The organism is Synechococcus sp. BA-120 BA3 (assembly GCF_034931285.1).
In the GTDB taxonomy this organism is placed as follows: Bacteria; Cyanobacteriota; Cyanobacteriia; order PCC-6307; family Cyanobiaceae; genus Cyanobium.
Genome location: NZ_JAYGHZ010000024.1, coordinates 1 through 14,139, shown reverse-complemented (window position 1 = coordinate 14,139; position 14,139 = coordinate 1). Strand labels below are relative to the sequence as shown.

General features: G+C 69.3%; 17 protein-coding genes. 10 read left to right on the top strand and 7 right to left on the bottom strand.

What is annotated here, in order from left to right; translation table 11 throughout:
- On the top strand, positions 1-745 hold a 745-nt coding region (locus VB737_RS02320; RefSeq protein ID WP_500310793.1), incomplete at its 5' end, for an FAD-binding domain-containing protein.
- Positions 746-770: 25 nt separating this feature from the next.
- Here the strand turns inward: VB737_RS02320 and VB737_RS02315 are convergent.
- Both VB737_RS02315 and VB737_RS02310 read right to left on the bottom strand, forming a co-directional pair.
- Positions 771-1,973, bottom strand: a complete 1,203-nt coding sequence (locus VB737_RS02315) for a DegT/DnrJ/EryC1/StrS family aminotransferase (RefSeq protein WP_500310791.1) — start codon at positions 1,971-1,973, stop codon at positions 771-773.
- A 54-nt stretch (positions 1,974-2,027) separates the two neighbouring features.
- A complete protein-coding gene (locus VB737_RS02310) occupies positions 2,028-2,612 on the bottom strand; it encodes a thioredoxin family protein (RefSeq protein ID WP_500310789.1) in 585 nt (194 codons plus the stop codon).
- Between the two features lie 79 nt (positions 2,613-2,691).
- On the opposite strand from VB737_RS02310, the gene VB737_RS02305 reads away from it, so the two are divergent.
- A complete protein-coding gene (locus tag VB737_RS02305) occupies positions 2,692-3,258 on the top strand; it encodes a hypothetical protein (protein ID WP_500310787.1) in 567 nt (188 codons plus the stop codon).
- An 18-nt stretch (positions 3,259-3,276) separates the two neighbouring features.
- Here the strand turns inward: VB737_RS02305 and VB737_RS02300 are convergent, their stop codons facing one another.
- Complete coding sequence (locus VB737_RS02300) at positions 3,277-3,927, bottom strand: 4'-phosphopantetheinyl transferase family protein (RefSeq protein WP_500310785.1); 651 nt, start codon at positions 3,925-3,927, stop codon at positions 3,277-3,279.
- A 115-nt stretch (positions 3,928-4,042) separates the two neighbouring features.
- On the opposite strand from VB737_RS02300, the gene fabI reads away from it, so the two are divergent.
- The 5 genes from fabI (at position 4,043) to VB737_RS02275 (ending at position 8,568) form a co-directional block, all read left to right on the top strand.
- Positions 4,043-4,825: an enoyl-ACP reductase FabI gene (gene fabI, locus VB737_RS02295; RefSeq protein ID WP_106221023.1), complete on the top strand. Its 783-nt coding sequence runs from the start codon at positions 4,043-4,045 to the stop codon at positions 4,823-4,825.
- A 116-nt stretch (positions 4,826-4,941) separates the two neighbouring features.
- Positions 4,942-6,078 carry a glycosyltransferase gene (locus VB737_RS02290; RefSeq protein ID WP_500310783.1) on the top strand — a complete coding sequence of 379 codons (1,137 nt, stop codon included), beginning with the start codon at positions 4,942-4,944 and terminating at the stop codon, positions 6,076-6,078.
- 46 nt (positions 6,079-6,124) lie between these two features.
- Positions 6,125-6,799, top strand: a complete 675-nt coding sequence (gene hisB, locus VB737_RS02285; RefSeq protein ID WP_500310795.1) for an imidazoleglycerol-phosphate dehydratase HisB — start codon at positions 6,125-6,127, stop codon at positions 6,797-6,799.
- A 42-nt stretch (positions 6,800-6,841) separates the two neighbouring features.
- Positions 6,842-7,000: a hypothetical protein gene (locus VB737_RS02280; protein ID WP_500310781.1), complete on the top strand. Its 159-nt coding sequence runs from the start codon at positions 6,842-6,844 to the stop codon at positions 6,998-7,000.
- Between the two features lie 86 nt (positions 7,001-7,086).
- Positions 7,087-8,568, top strand: coding sequence for a carotenoid oxygenase family protein (locus VB737_RS02275; protein WP_500310779.1), 1,482 nt, complete (start codon positions 7,087-7,089; stop codon positions 8,566-8,568).
- Positions 8,569-8,598: 30 nt separating this feature from the next.
- Here the strand turns inward: VB737_RS02275 and VB737_RS02270 are convergent, their stop codons facing one another.
- Positions 8,599-9,504: a glycosyltransferase family 32 protein gene (locus VB737_RS02270; RefSeq protein WP_500310777.1), complete on the bottom strand. Its 906-nt coding sequence runs from the start codon at positions 9,502-9,504 to the stop codon at positions 8,599-8,601.
- Between the two features lie 41 nt (positions 9,505-9,545).
- Positions 9,546-9,710 (bottom strand): Nif11-like leader peptide family RiPP precursor, encoded by a 165-nt coding sequence (locus tag VB737_RS02265; RefSeq protein ID WP_500310775.1) that lies wholly within the window; start codon positions 9,708-9,710, stop codon positions 9,546-9,548.
- A gap of 80 nt (positions 9,711-9,790) precedes the next feature.
- On the opposite strand from VB737_RS02265, the gene VB737_RS02260 reads away from it, so the two are divergent.
- Both VB737_RS02260 and VB737_RS02255 read left to right on the top strand, forming a co-directional pair.
- Entirely contained in the window at positions 9,791-10,087 is a 297-nt protein-coding gene (locus tag VB737_RS02260; RefSeq protein ID WP_323305381.1) for a YciI family protein, read from the top strand.
- On the top strand, positions 10,087-11,340 hold the full coding sequence (locus tag VB737_RS02255) for a glycosyltransferase (RefSeq protein ID WP_323305380.1): 1,254 nt from the start codon (positions 10,087-10,089) through the stop codon (positions 11,338-11,340). The genes VB737_RS02260 and VB737_RS02255 overlap by 1 nt, the downstream gene beginning before the upstream one ends.
- On the opposite strand, the gene VB737_RS02250 is transcribed toward VB737_RS02255, so the two are convergent.
- Positions 11,313-12,446: a glycosyltransferase gene (locus VB737_RS02250; protein ID WP_500310771.1), complete on the bottom strand. Its 1,134-nt coding sequence runs from the start codon at positions 12,444-12,446 to the stop codon at positions 11,313-11,315. The genes VB737_RS02255 and VB737_RS02250 overlap by 28 nt on opposite strands.
- A 265-nt stretch (positions 12,447-12,711) precedes the next feature.
- On the opposite strand from VB737_RS02250, the gene VB737_RS02245 reads away from it, so the two are divergent.
- Complete coding sequence (locus VB737_RS02245) at positions 12,712-13,767, top strand: glycosyltransferase family protein (RefSeq protein WP_500310769.1); 1,056 nt, start codon at positions 12,712-12,714, stop codon at positions 13,765-13,767.
- On the opposite strand, the gene VB737_RS02240 is transcribed toward VB737_RS02245, so the two are convergent.
- On the bottom strand, positions 13,764-14,139 hold a 376-nt coding region (locus VB737_RS02240; RefSeq protein ID WP_500310768.1), incomplete at its 5' end, for a non-canonical purine NTP pyrophosphatase. The two genes, VB737_RS02245 and VB737_RS02240, sit on opposite strands and share 4 nt — an antisense overlap.

Genomic DNA, 14,139 nt, shown 5'->3' with positions numbered 1-14,139 from the left:
CTACGAGCCCGGTCGCAACCTGCCGGGGGAGGCCGGCACCTCGGGGTTGTCCGCCGCCCTCAGCTTCGGCACCCTCAGCCCCCGCCAGGCCTGGGCCGCCGCCCAGGAGGCCCGCGCCCTCGCCCGCAGCACCGAGGCCCTCACCTCCATCGGCGTCTGGGAGCAGGAGCTGGCCTGGCGCGAGTTCTACCAGCAGGCCCTGTTCCATTTCCCCGAGCTGGCCGACGGGCCCTACCGGCCCCAGTGGCGCCATTTCCCGTGGGAGGACGACCCGGAGCGGCTGCGGGCCTGGGAGGAGGGGCTGACGGGGTTGCCGATCATCGATGCCGCCATGCGCGAACTGAACGAGAGCGGCTGGATGCACAACCGCTGCCGCATGGTCGTGGCCTCGTTCCTCGTCAAGGACCTGATCATCGACTGGCGCCATGGCGAACGGGCCTTCATGGTCCGCCTGGTGGACGGCGACCTGGCGGCCAACAACGGCGGCTGGCAGTGGAGTGCCAGCAGCGGCATGGATCCCCGGCCCCTGCGCATCTTCAATCCCTCCACCCAGGCCGCCAAGTTCGATCCGGAGGCCACCTACATCCGCCGCTGGCTGCCGGAGCTGGCCCATGTGGCCACCGCCGACCTGATCAGCGGCGACATCGCACCGCTGGAGCGGCGCGGCTACCCGGCGCCGATCGTCAGCCACAAGATCCAGCAGGCCCGCTTCAAGGCCCTCTATGCCGCCCTGCCCCGGGGCTGAGGCGTCCGGGGTTGCCCGCCCGTCCTCAGGCGACCACGGCTTCGGCCCCCACCAGGCTGCGGACAGCGGCGATGACGCTGTCCTGCTGCTCGGCGCTGAGTTCGGGGAAGATCGGCAGGCTGAGCACTTCGGCGCAGAGCCGTTCGGTGATCGGCAGGCTGCCGGGTCCGTAGCCGAGGGAGGCGTAGGCGGGCTGCCGGTGGATGGGGATCGGGTAGTAGATGATCGTCGTCACGCCCGCCTCCTGGAGCTGCTGCTTGAGCCAGTCGCGGCAGCAGGCCTCGGGCAGGCCGTAGCTGGCGCTGTCGGCCGCCGGGGTGCAGCGCCCTGCGCAGGCGCTGGTGGCGGCAGGGCAGCGGGGCACCCGCACCACGAACTGGTTCCAGCTGTGGCCGTCCGGTCCGGGTGCCGCCGGCACGAGGCCGGGCAGGCCCGCCAGTTCCCGCTGGTAGCGCTCGGCGATGGCCCGACGCCGCTCCACCCAGCCGGTCAGGTGGGGAAGCTTCACCATCAGGACCGCGGCCTGCATGGCGTCGAGGCGGCTGTTGTACCCGAGGTCGGTGTGCAGGTAGCGGCGGGGCATGCCGTGCACCGCCAGCTCCCGGATCCGCTGGGCCAGCCCGGCGTCCCGGCAGACCACCATGCCGCCGTCGCCCGCGGCGCCCAGGTTCTTGGTGGGAAAGAAGCTGAAGCAGCCGGCGTCGCCCCAGCCGCCCACCGGCCGTCCGGCCCAGCTGGCGCCGCTGGCCTGGGCGCAGTCCTCGATCACCCGCAGGCCGTGGGCGGTGGCGATCGCCAGGATCCGCTCCATGTCCACCGGCCGGCCGAACAGGTGCACCGGCATCAGGGCCCGGGTCGCGGGGGTGATGGCGGCCTCGATTGCCTCCGGATCGATCAGGTAGGTGTCCGGGTCCACGTCGACGAACACCGGCGTGGCGCCCACGGCGCTGATCGCTTCGGCGGTGGCGAAGAAGCTGAAGGAGCTGGTGATCACCTCATCGCCGGCACCGATCCCCAGGGCCCGCAGGGCCAGGACCAGGGCATCGGTGCCGCTGTTGCAGCCGATGGCATGGGGGACGCCGCAGGCCTCGGCGAAGGCGGCCTCAAAGCCGCTGATCGTGCTCCCCCCGATGTACTGGCCACTGCGCAGGACGTCCAGGACGGCCTGGTCGAGGGCGTCTCCGAGCTGGTGCAGTTGCTCGCTGAGACTGAAGGGGGGCACATGCATGGCGGCAACATTAAGCCTGCGGATCCGCCTGTCGCCGCCGGCCCCCTGGCAGATTCAGCCGCCGAACCAGGGGGGTTCGGCGCCGGCCCTCCACTTGATGTTGCAGCCGATCGCCGGCCGCTGCGGCTCCGGCACCGGCCGCCCCTCCAGCAGGGCCGCCAGGGCCGCCCGCAGATCGCGCCCATCGCAGGGCTCGCCGCCGGGACGGCTGCCATCCAGCTGACCCCGGTAGGCGAGGCGGTGGGCCCGATCGAAGAGAAAGACGTCCGGGGTGCAGGCGGCCCGGAAGGCCCAGGCCACGCTCTGGTCAGGGTCCTGCAGGTAGGGGAAGGTCCAGCCGCAGGCGTCGGCCTGGGCCGCCATCCCCTCAGGCCCGTCCTGGGGATGGCTGTCGGTGCTGTTGCTGCACAGGCCGATCAGGCCGGCCCGCCCCTCCAGGTCACCCTGCAGCCGGGTGAGTTCCGTCTCCACATGCTTCACGAACGGGCAGTGGGGGCAGAGGAACAGCACCAGCACGGGGCTCCCGGCCGGGGCTGCGGCTTCGAGCGCCCCTCCGGTGACTGGCCGCAGCCCGGCCCGCATGGCCTCCAGCGGCAGGGGTGTGCCGATGGGCAGCATGGTGGAGCTCGTCAGGACCATGGCTGTGCTGCCGCCCTTGCTGCAGAGCGGATGGGGGAGACCGGGCAAGGATCATCGCCGCCACCGAGTCTTCCCCGCCGTGCCGCCACCGTGCCGTCTGCTGGTGCTGCCGCTTCTGGCGGCCGTGCTCGCCGGCTGCGTGCCCGCCGATCAGCGCCCCAGCGGCCGGGTCTACCCCCTGCCTAGACACCAGCCCAATGACGGCCTCGCCGTGGTGAGCCGGCCCGGCGGCGAAGGCCTGCACATCTGGATCGAGACCGACACCGCGCGCCCCGGTGTCTGTCGGCCGCGCTGGCTTCCGGACGCCGCCCGGCTGAGGGGTGGCAACGGCCCCCAGCCCACCAGCTTCGGCCGGGCGCCACGGCAGGAATTCTTCCAGGCCCTGGACCGGGGGACGGTGCGTCTGGCCCTGCGCCGCCAGATGGAAGCGCTCTGCCGCCAGCGGGCCCCCGGCCGCACCTTCCTGTGGGAGCCGCCCCCGCGGACCGAAGCCGAGCACCGGCCGCCGGTCCTCCCCCTGCTGGAGGAACCCGATCTGCTCAGCGACCCGCGGGCGATCCGTCGGGCCGAAAAGCAGCTGCTGGGCCTGCCCCTCACCCCCGAGGACCTCGAGGAACCCGGGGAGACGGACCACGGGGGTTTGTGACGGCCGCCGCCGGGCGGCTCAGGCCAGGGCCGCGGCGCCCACATAACCCTCCGGCAGCCGCAGGGGCCAGACCTTCGGCTCCGGATCCCCCGGGGCCGTCGACGGGCCGAACAGACCCTGTCCCTGGGCCTTGAGGCGCGCCTCAAGGCGGCACCAGGCGGCCAGGAAGGCCGGCTCGCGCTGCTGTTCCGGCAGGGAGGCGATCGCTTCCCGTTCCCCCGGCGGCAGACAGCGGCGGGCGATGGCCTGCCACTCCGGCACCGGCCTTGGCTGCTCCACATCCACTCCCACCGGCCGGCGGGGGTGAAAGCCCAGCGCGATCAGGTCCCCGGAATGGGAGACGTTGAAGCGGAGGGGCGGCTCCCCCCCGTCCGGGCCTGGGGGCGGCGGGGCAGGCAGCTCCGGCTTGCCATGGGGACCCGTCTCCAGCACGAGGCCGGCGGGGTCGCACCCCAGCCAGCTGCCCAGGATCAGCCGCAGGGCACCGCGACCCAGCAGGAAGCGCTCGCCATCCCCCTCGACCCGCAGCCGCTCCAGCCGTTGCCGCTCGCCTGGATCCAGCAGATCCCCCAGGGGAGCGAGCAGCGCCCGGACGTCGGGATCGCGGCGATCGATCAGCAGCAGCAGCGGAGGCCCATCGGACCCGGGGGGGGGGCGGGGCGGCGCCATCAGGACCGGGCCCGCCCGGGATGGCCAGCGTCCAGGCTGGAGCAGGCAGGGGCCCCCCGCGGGTGGGGGAGAATCGCCGGACTGCATTCTTTCGCCCTCCGGCGCTCCGTTTCCCATGCTCCTTGATCTGCGCGGCAAGAAGGCTCTCGTCACCGGCATCGCCAACAACCGCTCGATCGCCTGGGGCATCGCCCAGCAGCTGGCCGCGGCGGGCTGCGAGCTGGGCATCACCTACCTGCCCGACGACCGGGGACGCTTCGAGGGCAAGGTGCGCGAACTGACCGCCCCCCTGAACCCCACCCTGTTCGAGCCCCTGGATGTGCAGAACCCGGCCCAGATCGAGGCCCTGTTCCAGCGCATCGCCGCGCAGTGGGGGACGCTGGATGTGCTGATCCACTGCCTGGCCTTCGCCGGCAAGGACGAGCTGGTGGGGGATTTCAGCGCCATCAGTCCGGAGGGCTTCGCCCGGGCGCTGGAGGTGAGCGCCTACTCCCTGGCACCGCTGTGCCGCCACGCCAAGCCCCTGTTCAGCCCGGGGGCCAGCGTGATCACCCTGAGCTACCTGGGCGCCGAACGGGCGATCCCCAACTACAACGTGATGGGTGTGGCCAAGGCGGCCCTTGAGGCCTCGGTCCGCTACCTGGCGGCGGAGCTGGGCCCGGAACAGCAGGTGCGGGTGAACGCCATCAGCGCCGGCCCGATCCGCACCCTGGCCAGCTCGGCGATCGGCGGCATCCTGGACATGATCCACAACGTCGAGGAGAAGGCCCCCCTGCGCCGCACCGTCACCCAGGACGAGGTCGGCGCCACCGCCGCCTTCCTGGCCAGCCCCCTGGCCAGCGGCATCACCGGCCAGGTGATCTACGTGGACGCGGGGTATTGCATCACGGGGATGTGAGCGCCCGACTGTTGGCTCTGACAGCGGGCCTGCAGCGGGCGCTGCCAACGGTTTGAACCTCGTTCAAGCGCCAATCTTCAGCGAAACAGGTTGTTTGGTGTTCCGCTACGTGCAAGATGCAGCATCAACGCTTATCCCATATTCTTCTGTTCTGGTTCGGTGATGACTGGGGGATCTACGGCCGCACCTATGAACAGATCGCCACGACCCTGAGCCGTTGCGACCATGTCAAGCAGGTCCTTGTCGTTCTGCCCTCCTCCAAGGGGGAGACGCTGGCCACATCCTTCCAGGTCATCTCCGACAGGCTTGCCGTCGCGCGTCTCTACTGGCGGCCGGGTGGCATCAGCCCCTTTCGGCTGCGAAGTCTTGGTTCACTGCTGAAGCTCCAGCGGGAGCGCATCGCCCTGGCGCGACGGATCCGATCCCTGGGGTTCCGGGAACGGAACACCCTGCTCTGGCTGTTCCCGCCCCATCCCGTGGTGGATGAACTGGTGCACCAGGTGCCTGCCGCGGCCCGGATCATCCAGATCGTCGATGATTTCACCTTGGTGGACAAGACCGACTGGTACTACCCCTTTGCCGTGGATCAGTATCCGCGCCTCGGATCCATGGCCGACCTGATCGCCGTCACCTCGAAGGCGAACGAAGAGAAGTTTTCACCCCAGGCTCCCTGTGTCCGCATCGATCAGGCCGTGAGCTCGGCGTTTCTGGCGGAGGCCTCTGATTTCAGGCCCGTCGGCCCCCAGCCGGTTCTGGGCTATGTCGGCACGTTCTGGGATCGCACGGACATCGATCTGCTGCGCAGGATCGCCCTGGAGCGACCCCACTGCCGGCTCCTGCTGGTGGGTCCCGAGCTCAACCGCCGCCTGTCGGACTCCGGCCTGCTCAGCCTCGGCAATGTGGAGTGGCTGGGAAGCCTTCCCAATGATCAGGTGCCGATCCAGCTGAAGCGCATGAATCTCTGCCTGATTCCCCATCTCGATACACCCTTCTCGCGCTCGATGAGTCCGCTGAAGCTCTTTCAATACATCGCCAGTGGCAAGCCGGTGGTCTCTTCTGCAGTGGAAGGTCTGGAGCTGGCCGATGATCTGATCCGGATCGCAAAGGATCCCGCCGACTTCCTGCAGGCCATCGATGAGGAGCTGGCCGCCGACAGTCCCGAGAAGTTCCGTGCACGTGTGGCCTTCGCCGCCGCCCAGACCTGGGAGAGCCGGGTGGACCGGATCCTGTCGGCCCTGCCGTCCCAGCCCTGAGCCCATGAGCTCCGCTCCCACCGGAGCGCGGCCCCGGGGCTTTGGCATGATTCAGTTCCGGCCCGTCGTCTTCGCTCGCGTGTCCATCAGCCCTCCGCGCACCGGCCCCCAACGCACTGGCGAGATCCATCGCGTCACCGGTGAAACCGATGTGCACGTGGCCCTCGATCTCGATGGCACCGGCCGCTGCCAGGTGGCCACCGGCGTGCCGTTCCTCGACCACATGCTCCACCAGATCGCCAGCCACGGCCTGCTGGATCTGGAGATCACCGCCCGGGGCGACACCCACATTGACGACCACCACACCAACGAGGACGTGGGGATCGCCCTGGGCCAGGCCCTGGCCCAGGCCCTGGCCGACCGCCGCGGCATCCGTCGCTTCGGCCACTTCCTGGCCCCCCTCGATGAGGCCCTGGTGCAGGTGGCCCTCGATTGCTCCGGCCGGCCCCACCTCAGCTACGACCTGGCCATCCCCGCCCAGCGCATCGGCACCTACGACACCGAACTGGTGCGGGAGTTCTTCGTGGCGGTGGCCAACAACGCCGGCCTGACCCTGCACATCCGCCAGCTGGCGGGGGTGAACTCCCATCACATCGTCGAGGCCGGCTTCAAGGCGTTCGCCCGTGCCCTCGACCAGGCGGTGGAGATCGACCCCCGCCGCGGTGGGGCCGTGCCCAGCAGCAAGGGGGTGCTGGAGCGTGCCGGCCATGCCGGTGCCTGACCGGCGGGCCGCCACTAGCATCGGGTGATCTGCGTACGGGTCATGCGTCCTGTCCTTCTGCTGCTGGCGGGTTTCACCGCCGCCGTTGCCGTGGCGGCCCCGGCCCGTGCCGCCGACTGCCTGCCGAGCACGGTCCAGGAGGCCCCCTGCGCCGTGTCCCAGCCCCCCTGCCCCGTGGTGGAGCTGCCCTGCGAGGGCTGATGGCGGGACAGCCGCCCACGCCTTCACACTCCGTTACGTGATAATCGGGATGGCGCGCTGCGCCGTTCTTTCCGTGGGCTGACCCGATGACCGTTGCACCCCCCGCCGCCGCGGCCACCCCTGCCTACGACCGCGCCGACTGGGCCAGCTCCTTCCGCAACGTCAGCGTCGAGCTCAGCGACGAGCCTCTCACCGCCGCCCGCGGTGCCATCCCGGCCGAGCTGAACGGCACGCTCTACCGCAACGGCCCCGGCCGGCTCGAGCGTGGTGGCCACTGGGTCCATCACCCCTTCGACGGCGACGGGATGATCACGGCCCTGCGCTTCGGTGAGGGTGGCGTCCGGCTCAGCAACCGCTTCGTGCGCACCGAGGGCTGGCTGGCCGAGGAGAAGGCCGGCACGGTGCTCTACCGGGGGGTGTTCGGCACCCCCAAGCCCGGCGGGCCGCTGGCCAACGCCTTTGATCTGCGGCTCAAGAACATCGCCAACACCCATGTGGTGCGGCTCGGCGACCAGCTGCTCGCCCTCTGGGAGGCCAGCTCCCCCCATGCCCTTGATCCCCACAGCCTCGAAACCCACGGGCTGACCCTGCTGGACGGGGTGCTCAAGCCGGGCGAGGCCTTCAGCGCCCACCCCCGCTTCGATCCCGGCCACCACGGCGCTCCCCGGATGGTCACCTTCGGCGTCAAGGCCGGCCCCCGCAGCACGGTGCGCCTGATGGAGTTCGCCGCCGACGGCCCCGGGGCCGGCACCCTGCTGGCCGACTCCAGCCACAGCTTCGGTGGCTTCGCCTTCCTGCACGATTTCGCCATCACCCCCAACTGGGCGGTGTTCCTGCAGAACGCCATCGACTTCAACCCCCTCCCCTACGTGCTCGGCCGCAAAGGGGCCGCCCAGTGCCTGAAGTCCCGGGCCGGCGCCCGTGGCCAGTTCTGGCTGATTCCCCGCCAGGACGGCGCCTTCGCCGGCCAGGAGCCGCGGGTGCTGGAGGCGCCAGAAGGGTTTGTGTTCCACCACCTCAACGCCTGGGAGGACGGCGATGCGGTGGTGGTTGACAGCATCTTCTACGCCGACTTCCCCTCCATCGGCCCCGACCAGGATTACAAGGAGGTCGACTTCGACCGCATTCCCGAGGGTCTTCTGGAGCGCTGCCGTCTCGATCTGGCCAGCGGCACGGTCACGGCCACGCGGCTGAGCGAGCGCACCTGTGAATTCGCCATGGTGGCTCCGGCCCAGGTGGGGCTCGAGAGCCGCTACGGCTGGATGGCGGTGGCCGAGCGGGAGCGCGGCAACGACCCCCTGCAGGCTCTGATGAAGCTCGATCTGGCCAGTGGCGAGTCCCGGGTCTGGAGTGCGGCGCCCCGCGGCTTCGCCAGTGAGCCGATCATGGTGCCCCGCCCCGGTGCGACGGCCGAGGACGACGGCTGGGTGCTCGGCCTGGTCTGGAACGGCGCCCGCAGCGCCAGCGATCTGGTGGTGCTCGATGCCGCCTCGATGGACGAGGTGGCCGTGCTGGAGCTCCCCCTGGCCATTCCCCATGGCCTGCACGGCAGCTGGGTGGCGGCCTGAGGCTGCGCCGTTCTGCCAGCGGCTGCGCGATCAGCGCCGCAGCAGCCCACGGGCACGGCGGGCCACCTTCCGGGCCAGGTTGAGCAGGGGCCAGAGCAGCGAGAGGGGAAAGGGTTGGCGGACCAGCGGGGTTTCGGCCTTGCGGTAATCCCTGTAGAGCCGCCGGTGGGCGTCCGGATCGGCGGAGCCGTCGAAAATGCTGTAGCGCAGGCCGATCTCCTCGCTGCCGGCCAGCCGCCGGTGGGGATGGGCCGCCAGGATCCGGTGGATGTTCTGGGTGTAGACGACCGGGCCGGTGGTGCAGATCACCGCCTCCCAGGGATGGGCGAAGGCGAAGGGATCGAAACGATCGATGTTGCGGAGCACCGCCGCGATCACGGCGGCCAGATAGGGATGGCCCGGGGAGGCGATCACGTGCCACTGCTGGAATTCACCCCCGGGGATGCCGGACAGCAGCCGGTGGGTGCCCCAGCCGGCATGGGGGCTGCCGGGGGCATGGTCCCACTGGCTCAGCAGGAAGGCATCATCATCCCGCAGCCCCTCCGAGAGCGGCCGGGTGACGCGGACCTTGACGTCCAGGTAGACGCCGCCGAAGTGGTAGATGCACAGATAGCGGAACAGATCGGCGCGGGCGGCACCGTAGGCAGGATCGATGCGCCGATAGCGGGCCAGGATCGCCTCGCCGTAGGTGTCGCCGATGAAGCGCTCTCGATCGTGATCGTCGTAGAAGCGATAGCTGAAGTCCGGGTTGAGGGCTTCGATCGCGCGGCAGTTCTCCTCCAGCACCGCCGGCATCCGGCTCCTGGTGCTGAATGTCTGGTGGATGATCCTGGGGATGCCGCGGCTGGCCGGTGGATGGGAGGCGAGGGACTCGGTGGAGAGCAGCCACGCGCTGGCCGGGTCCACCCCGCGGCTCTCCTTCAGTCGTTCGTTCATCTTCGACCGCATCGTCCGGCTGCGACAGGCCCGGACCGGCCTCAGCCGCGGGAGAAGCGGCTGAAGGTGGCGGGGGAGAAGACGTGACCTTCGGAGAGGGCGATGGCCACCACGGCATCGGTGTCGGCGGCCGCATCCACACGGGCCTTGAGAGCAGGATCGGCCGCCACCTTGGCGAGGAAGGCGGTGAGCTGGGATTTCGACATGGGACCATCGGCTACGGAATCTCCGTCCTACTCCCTTCCGGAGCGTGGCCCGGAGCCCGATCCGGTGTTCCGCTCCCGCCATGGCCTGGTTCATCAAGACCGAGACCTTCCGGCTTCCCCATGACGCGGTGATTCCCCACCTGCAGGAGCATCGCCGCTGGGTGGAGCGGCTGCGCCGGGAGGGCCGCAGGATCAGCAGCGGCTATCTGGTGGACGATCAGGGGCGGCCCGGCGGCGGAGGTCTGCTGCTGCTCGAGGCTCCCGACCATGACGCCGCCCTCGCCCTGGTGCTGCAGGATCCGATGGTGATCGCGGGGTGTGTGCACTGGCAGCTGCAGGGGTGGCGGCCGGCGGTGGGGGACCTGGCGGTGTCGTGATGACGGATCGACGTGTCCTGGTCATCTCGAGGATCGGCGTCGGCCCGCCCTACGCCGGCAACCGAAGCCGCATGGCCGCGTTGCTCGACGACCTGCGGGCCCTGGGCTTCGAGCTCCATTTCGCCGGCGTCGAGCTCTCCGCCGAGGAGAAACGGGAGACCCGCAAGGCTGTCGACCACTGGATCCACGACTTCGTCTGGCCCGAAGGTGGCCGGCGGCCGCTGGCCTCCCGGATCCGACAGCGACTTGTCGGGGCCTGGCAGCGGCTGCGTCGTCGCGGCGGGCCGGGGCAGGACCAGGGCCTCCCCATCGGCAACCGCCCCCTGGACGACTGGTTTCATCCGAGCTGGCTCGTGCAGGCGCGCCGCCTGCAACAGGTCGGCAACTACAGGCGCGTGCTGGTGTCCTATGTGATCCATTCCGCCTTCTTTGAGGCCTTCGACTCCAGCTGTCTGAAGATTCTGGATTGTCACGATGTCTTCACGGATCGGAATGCCATGCTCCAAAAGGCGCAGCTGGATCCTCAGGACTTCTGGATTTCATTGAACGCTGGCGATGAGCGCAGAGGATTACGGCGGTCCGATGTGATCCTCGGCATCCAGGAGCGGGAATCCAGCTATTTCCAGCACCTGACCCATGGCCGGCGTGTCGTCAGGACCGTCGGGCACATCATTGCATCCGATCCTTTGCCCTTCCCCGAAGTTCAGGCGTCCTCCGAAGCTGAGACTTTCGTCGTGGGTTATCTGGCCTCGGCCAATCCCCTCAATCGGGTGGGGCTGCGCTGGTTTCTCGAGGAGGTATGGCCGCTGGTCATGGACAGGGGTGGCCGCGGCCGGCTGGTGGTCGCCGGTGGGATCTGTGAGGCGATGGCCTTGCCTGAGGAGGTTGAGCTCCTAGGGATCGTTCCATCGCCCAGCGAGATCTATCGGTTGTCGCTGTTCATGATCAACCCCATGCGTTCCGGCACCGGCTTGAAGATCAAGACGATCGAAGCCATGGCCCATGGCCGGGCGATTGTGACCACGCCAGCGGGTGTGGAGGGGATGGCCCTGGCTCCGGGCGTTGCGGTGGCTGGAACGGCTGACGACTTCGCGGCGGCCATGCTCGCCTATCTCCGCGATCCTGCGGAGGCCCGAGTCGCCGGCGCCGCTGCCGCGGAGCACCTCGGCGGCCTGAGGCAGCAGGTGCGGAGCTCCCTGCTGGAGGCCCTCGACACCCCTCCGGTTCAACGGTTTCGGACGGTCTTCCGGTAGGCCGTGGCGATCGGCTGTGCCATGGCCTCCCAGGTCAGGGAACGGCCGAGGCGGCTGTTGTGGGCCCGCATCCCGCCGAGGTTGCGGGTCTCGATCCTGGCCAGGGCCTCCGGCAACAGGCCGGGGGCGAAGTATTCGGCCCCGGCATCACCCGGCAGGTCGTAGACCCTGGCGGCCTCCGGGAGCACCATGGGACAACCGAAGGTGAGCCCGAGCGAGACCACCCCCGAGGTGAGCGTGGCGGTGTAGGGCGCCACCAGCACATCCGCGAGGGAAAAGAGTGCGGACACATCCACGTCCGACACGTAGCCGATGCGCAGGCGAATGCGTGGGTCGCTCGCTGAGGCTTCGTTGAGCCAGTCCGTTGAGACTCCCGGGATGGGGGCCCCTGCGACCAGGAGCCTGTAGTGGGAGCCCGGCCGATGACGGAAGGCCTCCACAAGTGACTCGAGGCCTTTGTAACGACGGATGTTGCCGAAGAACAGAAAGGTGAAGTCGGCGTCGCTGATTTCGGTCTCCCTGGCCAGGGCTTCTGATCTTGATGGGTTGGCTGGGTAGTCCTCCGGGTAGCCGGCATGGGCCGCCACGATCGCTTTGCTCTGGAGCGAAACGCCGTATTCCTCTTCAGCTCGGTGAATCGATGATGCGCTGTGAAAATGAATGCCGTTGGCAAACCTGATGATCAGCCTTCGAATCGTTAACTCCCTGCCAGGGTCCGGGCATTCATGGCTAATCAGGTTGTGCACCGTCCAGAACAGTCTGCCTCCCCGGAGCCTGAACAATCCCAGGTCGAAAAACATCAGAACGTACCAGGTCAGGAATCGGATCCTGGAGTGGGCGTAGATGGCTTGATCTGTCAGGCCATTCAGCCAATGCAGATGAACGATTACAGTCCTGGAATACAACCGTTGTTGCCGGAGAAAAGCCCCGAAGAGTGGAGGGTGATCCTTGACGGTGACGCTGAAGCCCTGCTGGATGAGCGCTTCAGCAAGTCGCTTCTGGTAGGGGTTGAAGCGTCGCTTGTCGGGCAGGAAGACGACCCTTGATTCCTGCCGGCGCCCCCTCCTTTCTGAACCGGACATGGCTGGAGGGCAGGACGGTTTCATCCAGATCAAGGATACAGGCCCTGCCCTGCGTCGCGCCCGATCGGCAACCCACGCGCCCCATGTCGGAGGCGGCCGGTGTCTCCGACATGGGCTGGTCTCGGGGATGGCCGGGATCGGCACCTTTAGAATCAAGAATCAATGGCCTACTCGTCCTGCCGTGACTGATTCAGCCAGGACGACAGGCCAACTCCTGCGTCTGTTCGTTGTCGGTTCCGAAGAGCCCTATCACCAGGCTCTCTTTGAGGCGCTGGAGACAATCTGCACGGTGCAGACACTGGCCCCCCGGCTCAGCTGGCGGGGCTGGCTGCCCTCCTTCGGCCGGCATCGCCGGGCCTGTGACCTCCCCCGGGGTGCCTTCTCCCGTCATCGCTGGCTGGTTAGGATGCTCGCCCCCGTGGTGGAGCGGCGCCTGCTGGCGACCTACGGCAAGGCCGACGCCCTGATCATCACCGATCCCCACTCCTGGCCCTACGCGATTCATTACCGCGGCCTCGCTTCCGTCATCGCCTATCTCGTCAGCGATGACTACGCGGCTTACCCCCATGTCCGCCTCGATCAGGAACACGATCTGGTCCGCCATGCGGATCTGATCCTGCCGGTGTCGCGGCGCTTTGCCGAGGTGATCCGAGCGCGGTATGGCATCGAGGCGTCCCGGTTTCAGATCGTTCCCAACGGCATTCCCGCCTCCTGGCTGCCCGCCGAGCCTCCCACCGGGTTGCCGGCCCAGTCATCCCAGCGCCCCGCCCTGCCGGCGGATCTGGTGCCGGCCGATTTCCGGCCCCTGATCGGCATCATCGGCGTGATCGGCAGCCGCATCGACCTGGAGCCCATCGTGGCCGCCCACGACGACCTGCCGCAGCTCCGCTGGCTGTTCGTGGGGCCGGTGCGACGCCAGCTGCCCGGCCTCGCCCACCTCCAGAGCAGCCCGCGCTGTCGCTTTCTGGGCGCCCTGCCCTATGCCGAGCTCCAGGCCTGTTTCGCCACCCTCGACGCCGCCGTTCTGCCCCTTACTGACGGCGACATCAACCCCTGCAGCAGCCCCGTGCGTTTCTTCTCCCAGCTGCCCACCGGCCAGCCGATCCTCTACACCGGCACCTGCGCCCAGATCGCCGAAACCCCGCATCTGGCCTACCACTGCGCCGATGGGCAGGCCCTCACGGCCACCCTCGCGCACCTGGCCGCCAGCGGCTTCCAGGACGGTCGTGCGGCAGAGCGCCACCGCTTTGCCTCCGGATGCACCTGGCAGAAGCGGGCCGAAGCGATGGCCGACGCCCTGGCGGCAACGCTGGAGGCCCGCCGCCGCACCCCCTCAGCCCGTTAGGGCGCCGTTGGTGTTGCTCCAGTGCCGCCCATCAGCACCCGCAGCCCCGGCTCCAGCCGGGCGAAGGCCTGTCCCCGGTGGCCCAGCCGGCCCTTGAGGCCCTTGTCCATCTCCGCGTAGCTCAGGCCCGTCTCCGGCACCAGGAACACCGGGTCGTAGCCGAAGCCGCCGCTGCCCCGCGGGGCCTCCAGGATCTCCCCGTCGCAGCGGCCCTCCACCTCCAGTCGGATCGCTCCGCCGGGATCGGCCACGGCCAGGGCGGCCACGAAGGAGGCCCGGCGATCCGGCGCCAGGCCCTGGGCGCGCCGCTTCCTGTCGGCCTCGCCGAGCTCCTCCAGCAGGCGGGCGATGCGGGCGGGGTCGCTGTCGGCG

Bases quoted from the DNA above. Each gene is read 5' to 3' on its own strand.
- VB737_RS02315 (WP_500310791.1), bottom strand. From the start codon at position 1,973: ATGCATGTGCCCCCCTTCAGTCTCAGCGAGCAACTGCACCAGCTCGGA.
- VB737_RS02310 (WP_500310789.1), bottom strand. From the start codon at position 2,612: ATGGTCCTGACGAGCTCCACCATGCTGCCCATCGGCACACCCCTGCCG.
- VB737_RS02300 (WP_500310785.1), bottom strand. From the start codon at position 3,927: ATGGCGCCGCCCCGCCCCCCCCCCGGGTCCGATGGGCCTCCGCTGCTG.
- fabI (WP_106221023.1), top strand. From the start codon at position 4,043: ATGCTCCTTGATCTGCGCGGCAAGAAGGCTCTCGTCACCGGCATCGCC.
- VB737_RS02290 (WP_500310783.1), top strand. From the start codon at position 4,942: ATGCAGCATCAACGCTTATCCCATATTCTTCTGTTCTGGTTCGGTGAT.
- hisB (WP_500310795.1), top strand. From the start codon at position 6,125: ATGATTCAGTTCCGGCCCGTCGTCTTCGCTCGCGTGTCCATCAGCCCT.
- VB737_RS02280 (WP_500310781.1), top strand. From the start codon at position 6,842: ATGCGTCCTGTCCTTCTGCTGCTGGCGGGTTTCACCGCCGCCGTTGCC.
- VB737_RS02275 (WP_500310779.1), top strand. From the start codon at position 7,087: ATGACCGTTGCACCCCCCGCCGCCGCGGCCACCCCTGCCTACGACCGC.
- VB737_RS02270 (WP_500310777.1), bottom strand. From the start codon at position 9,504: ATGAACGAACGACTGAAGGAGAGCCGCGGGGTGGACCCGGCCAGCGCG.
- VB737_RS02265 (WP_500310775.1), bottom strand. From the start codon at position 9,710: ATGTCGAAATCCCAGCTCACCGCCTTCCTCGCCAAGGTGGCGGCCGAT.
- VB737_RS02260 (WP_323305381.1), top strand. From the start codon at position 9,791: ATGGCCTGGTTCATCAAGACCGAGACCTTCCGGCTTCCCCATGACGCG.
- VB737_RS02255 (WP_323305380.1), top strand. From the start codon at position 10,087: ATGACGGATCGACGTGTCCTGGTCATCTCGAGGATCGGCGTCGGCCCG.
- VB737_RS02250 (WP_500310771.1), bottom strand. From the start codon at position 12,446: ATGAAACCGTCCTGCCCTCCAGCCATGTCCGGTTCAGAAAGGAGGGGG.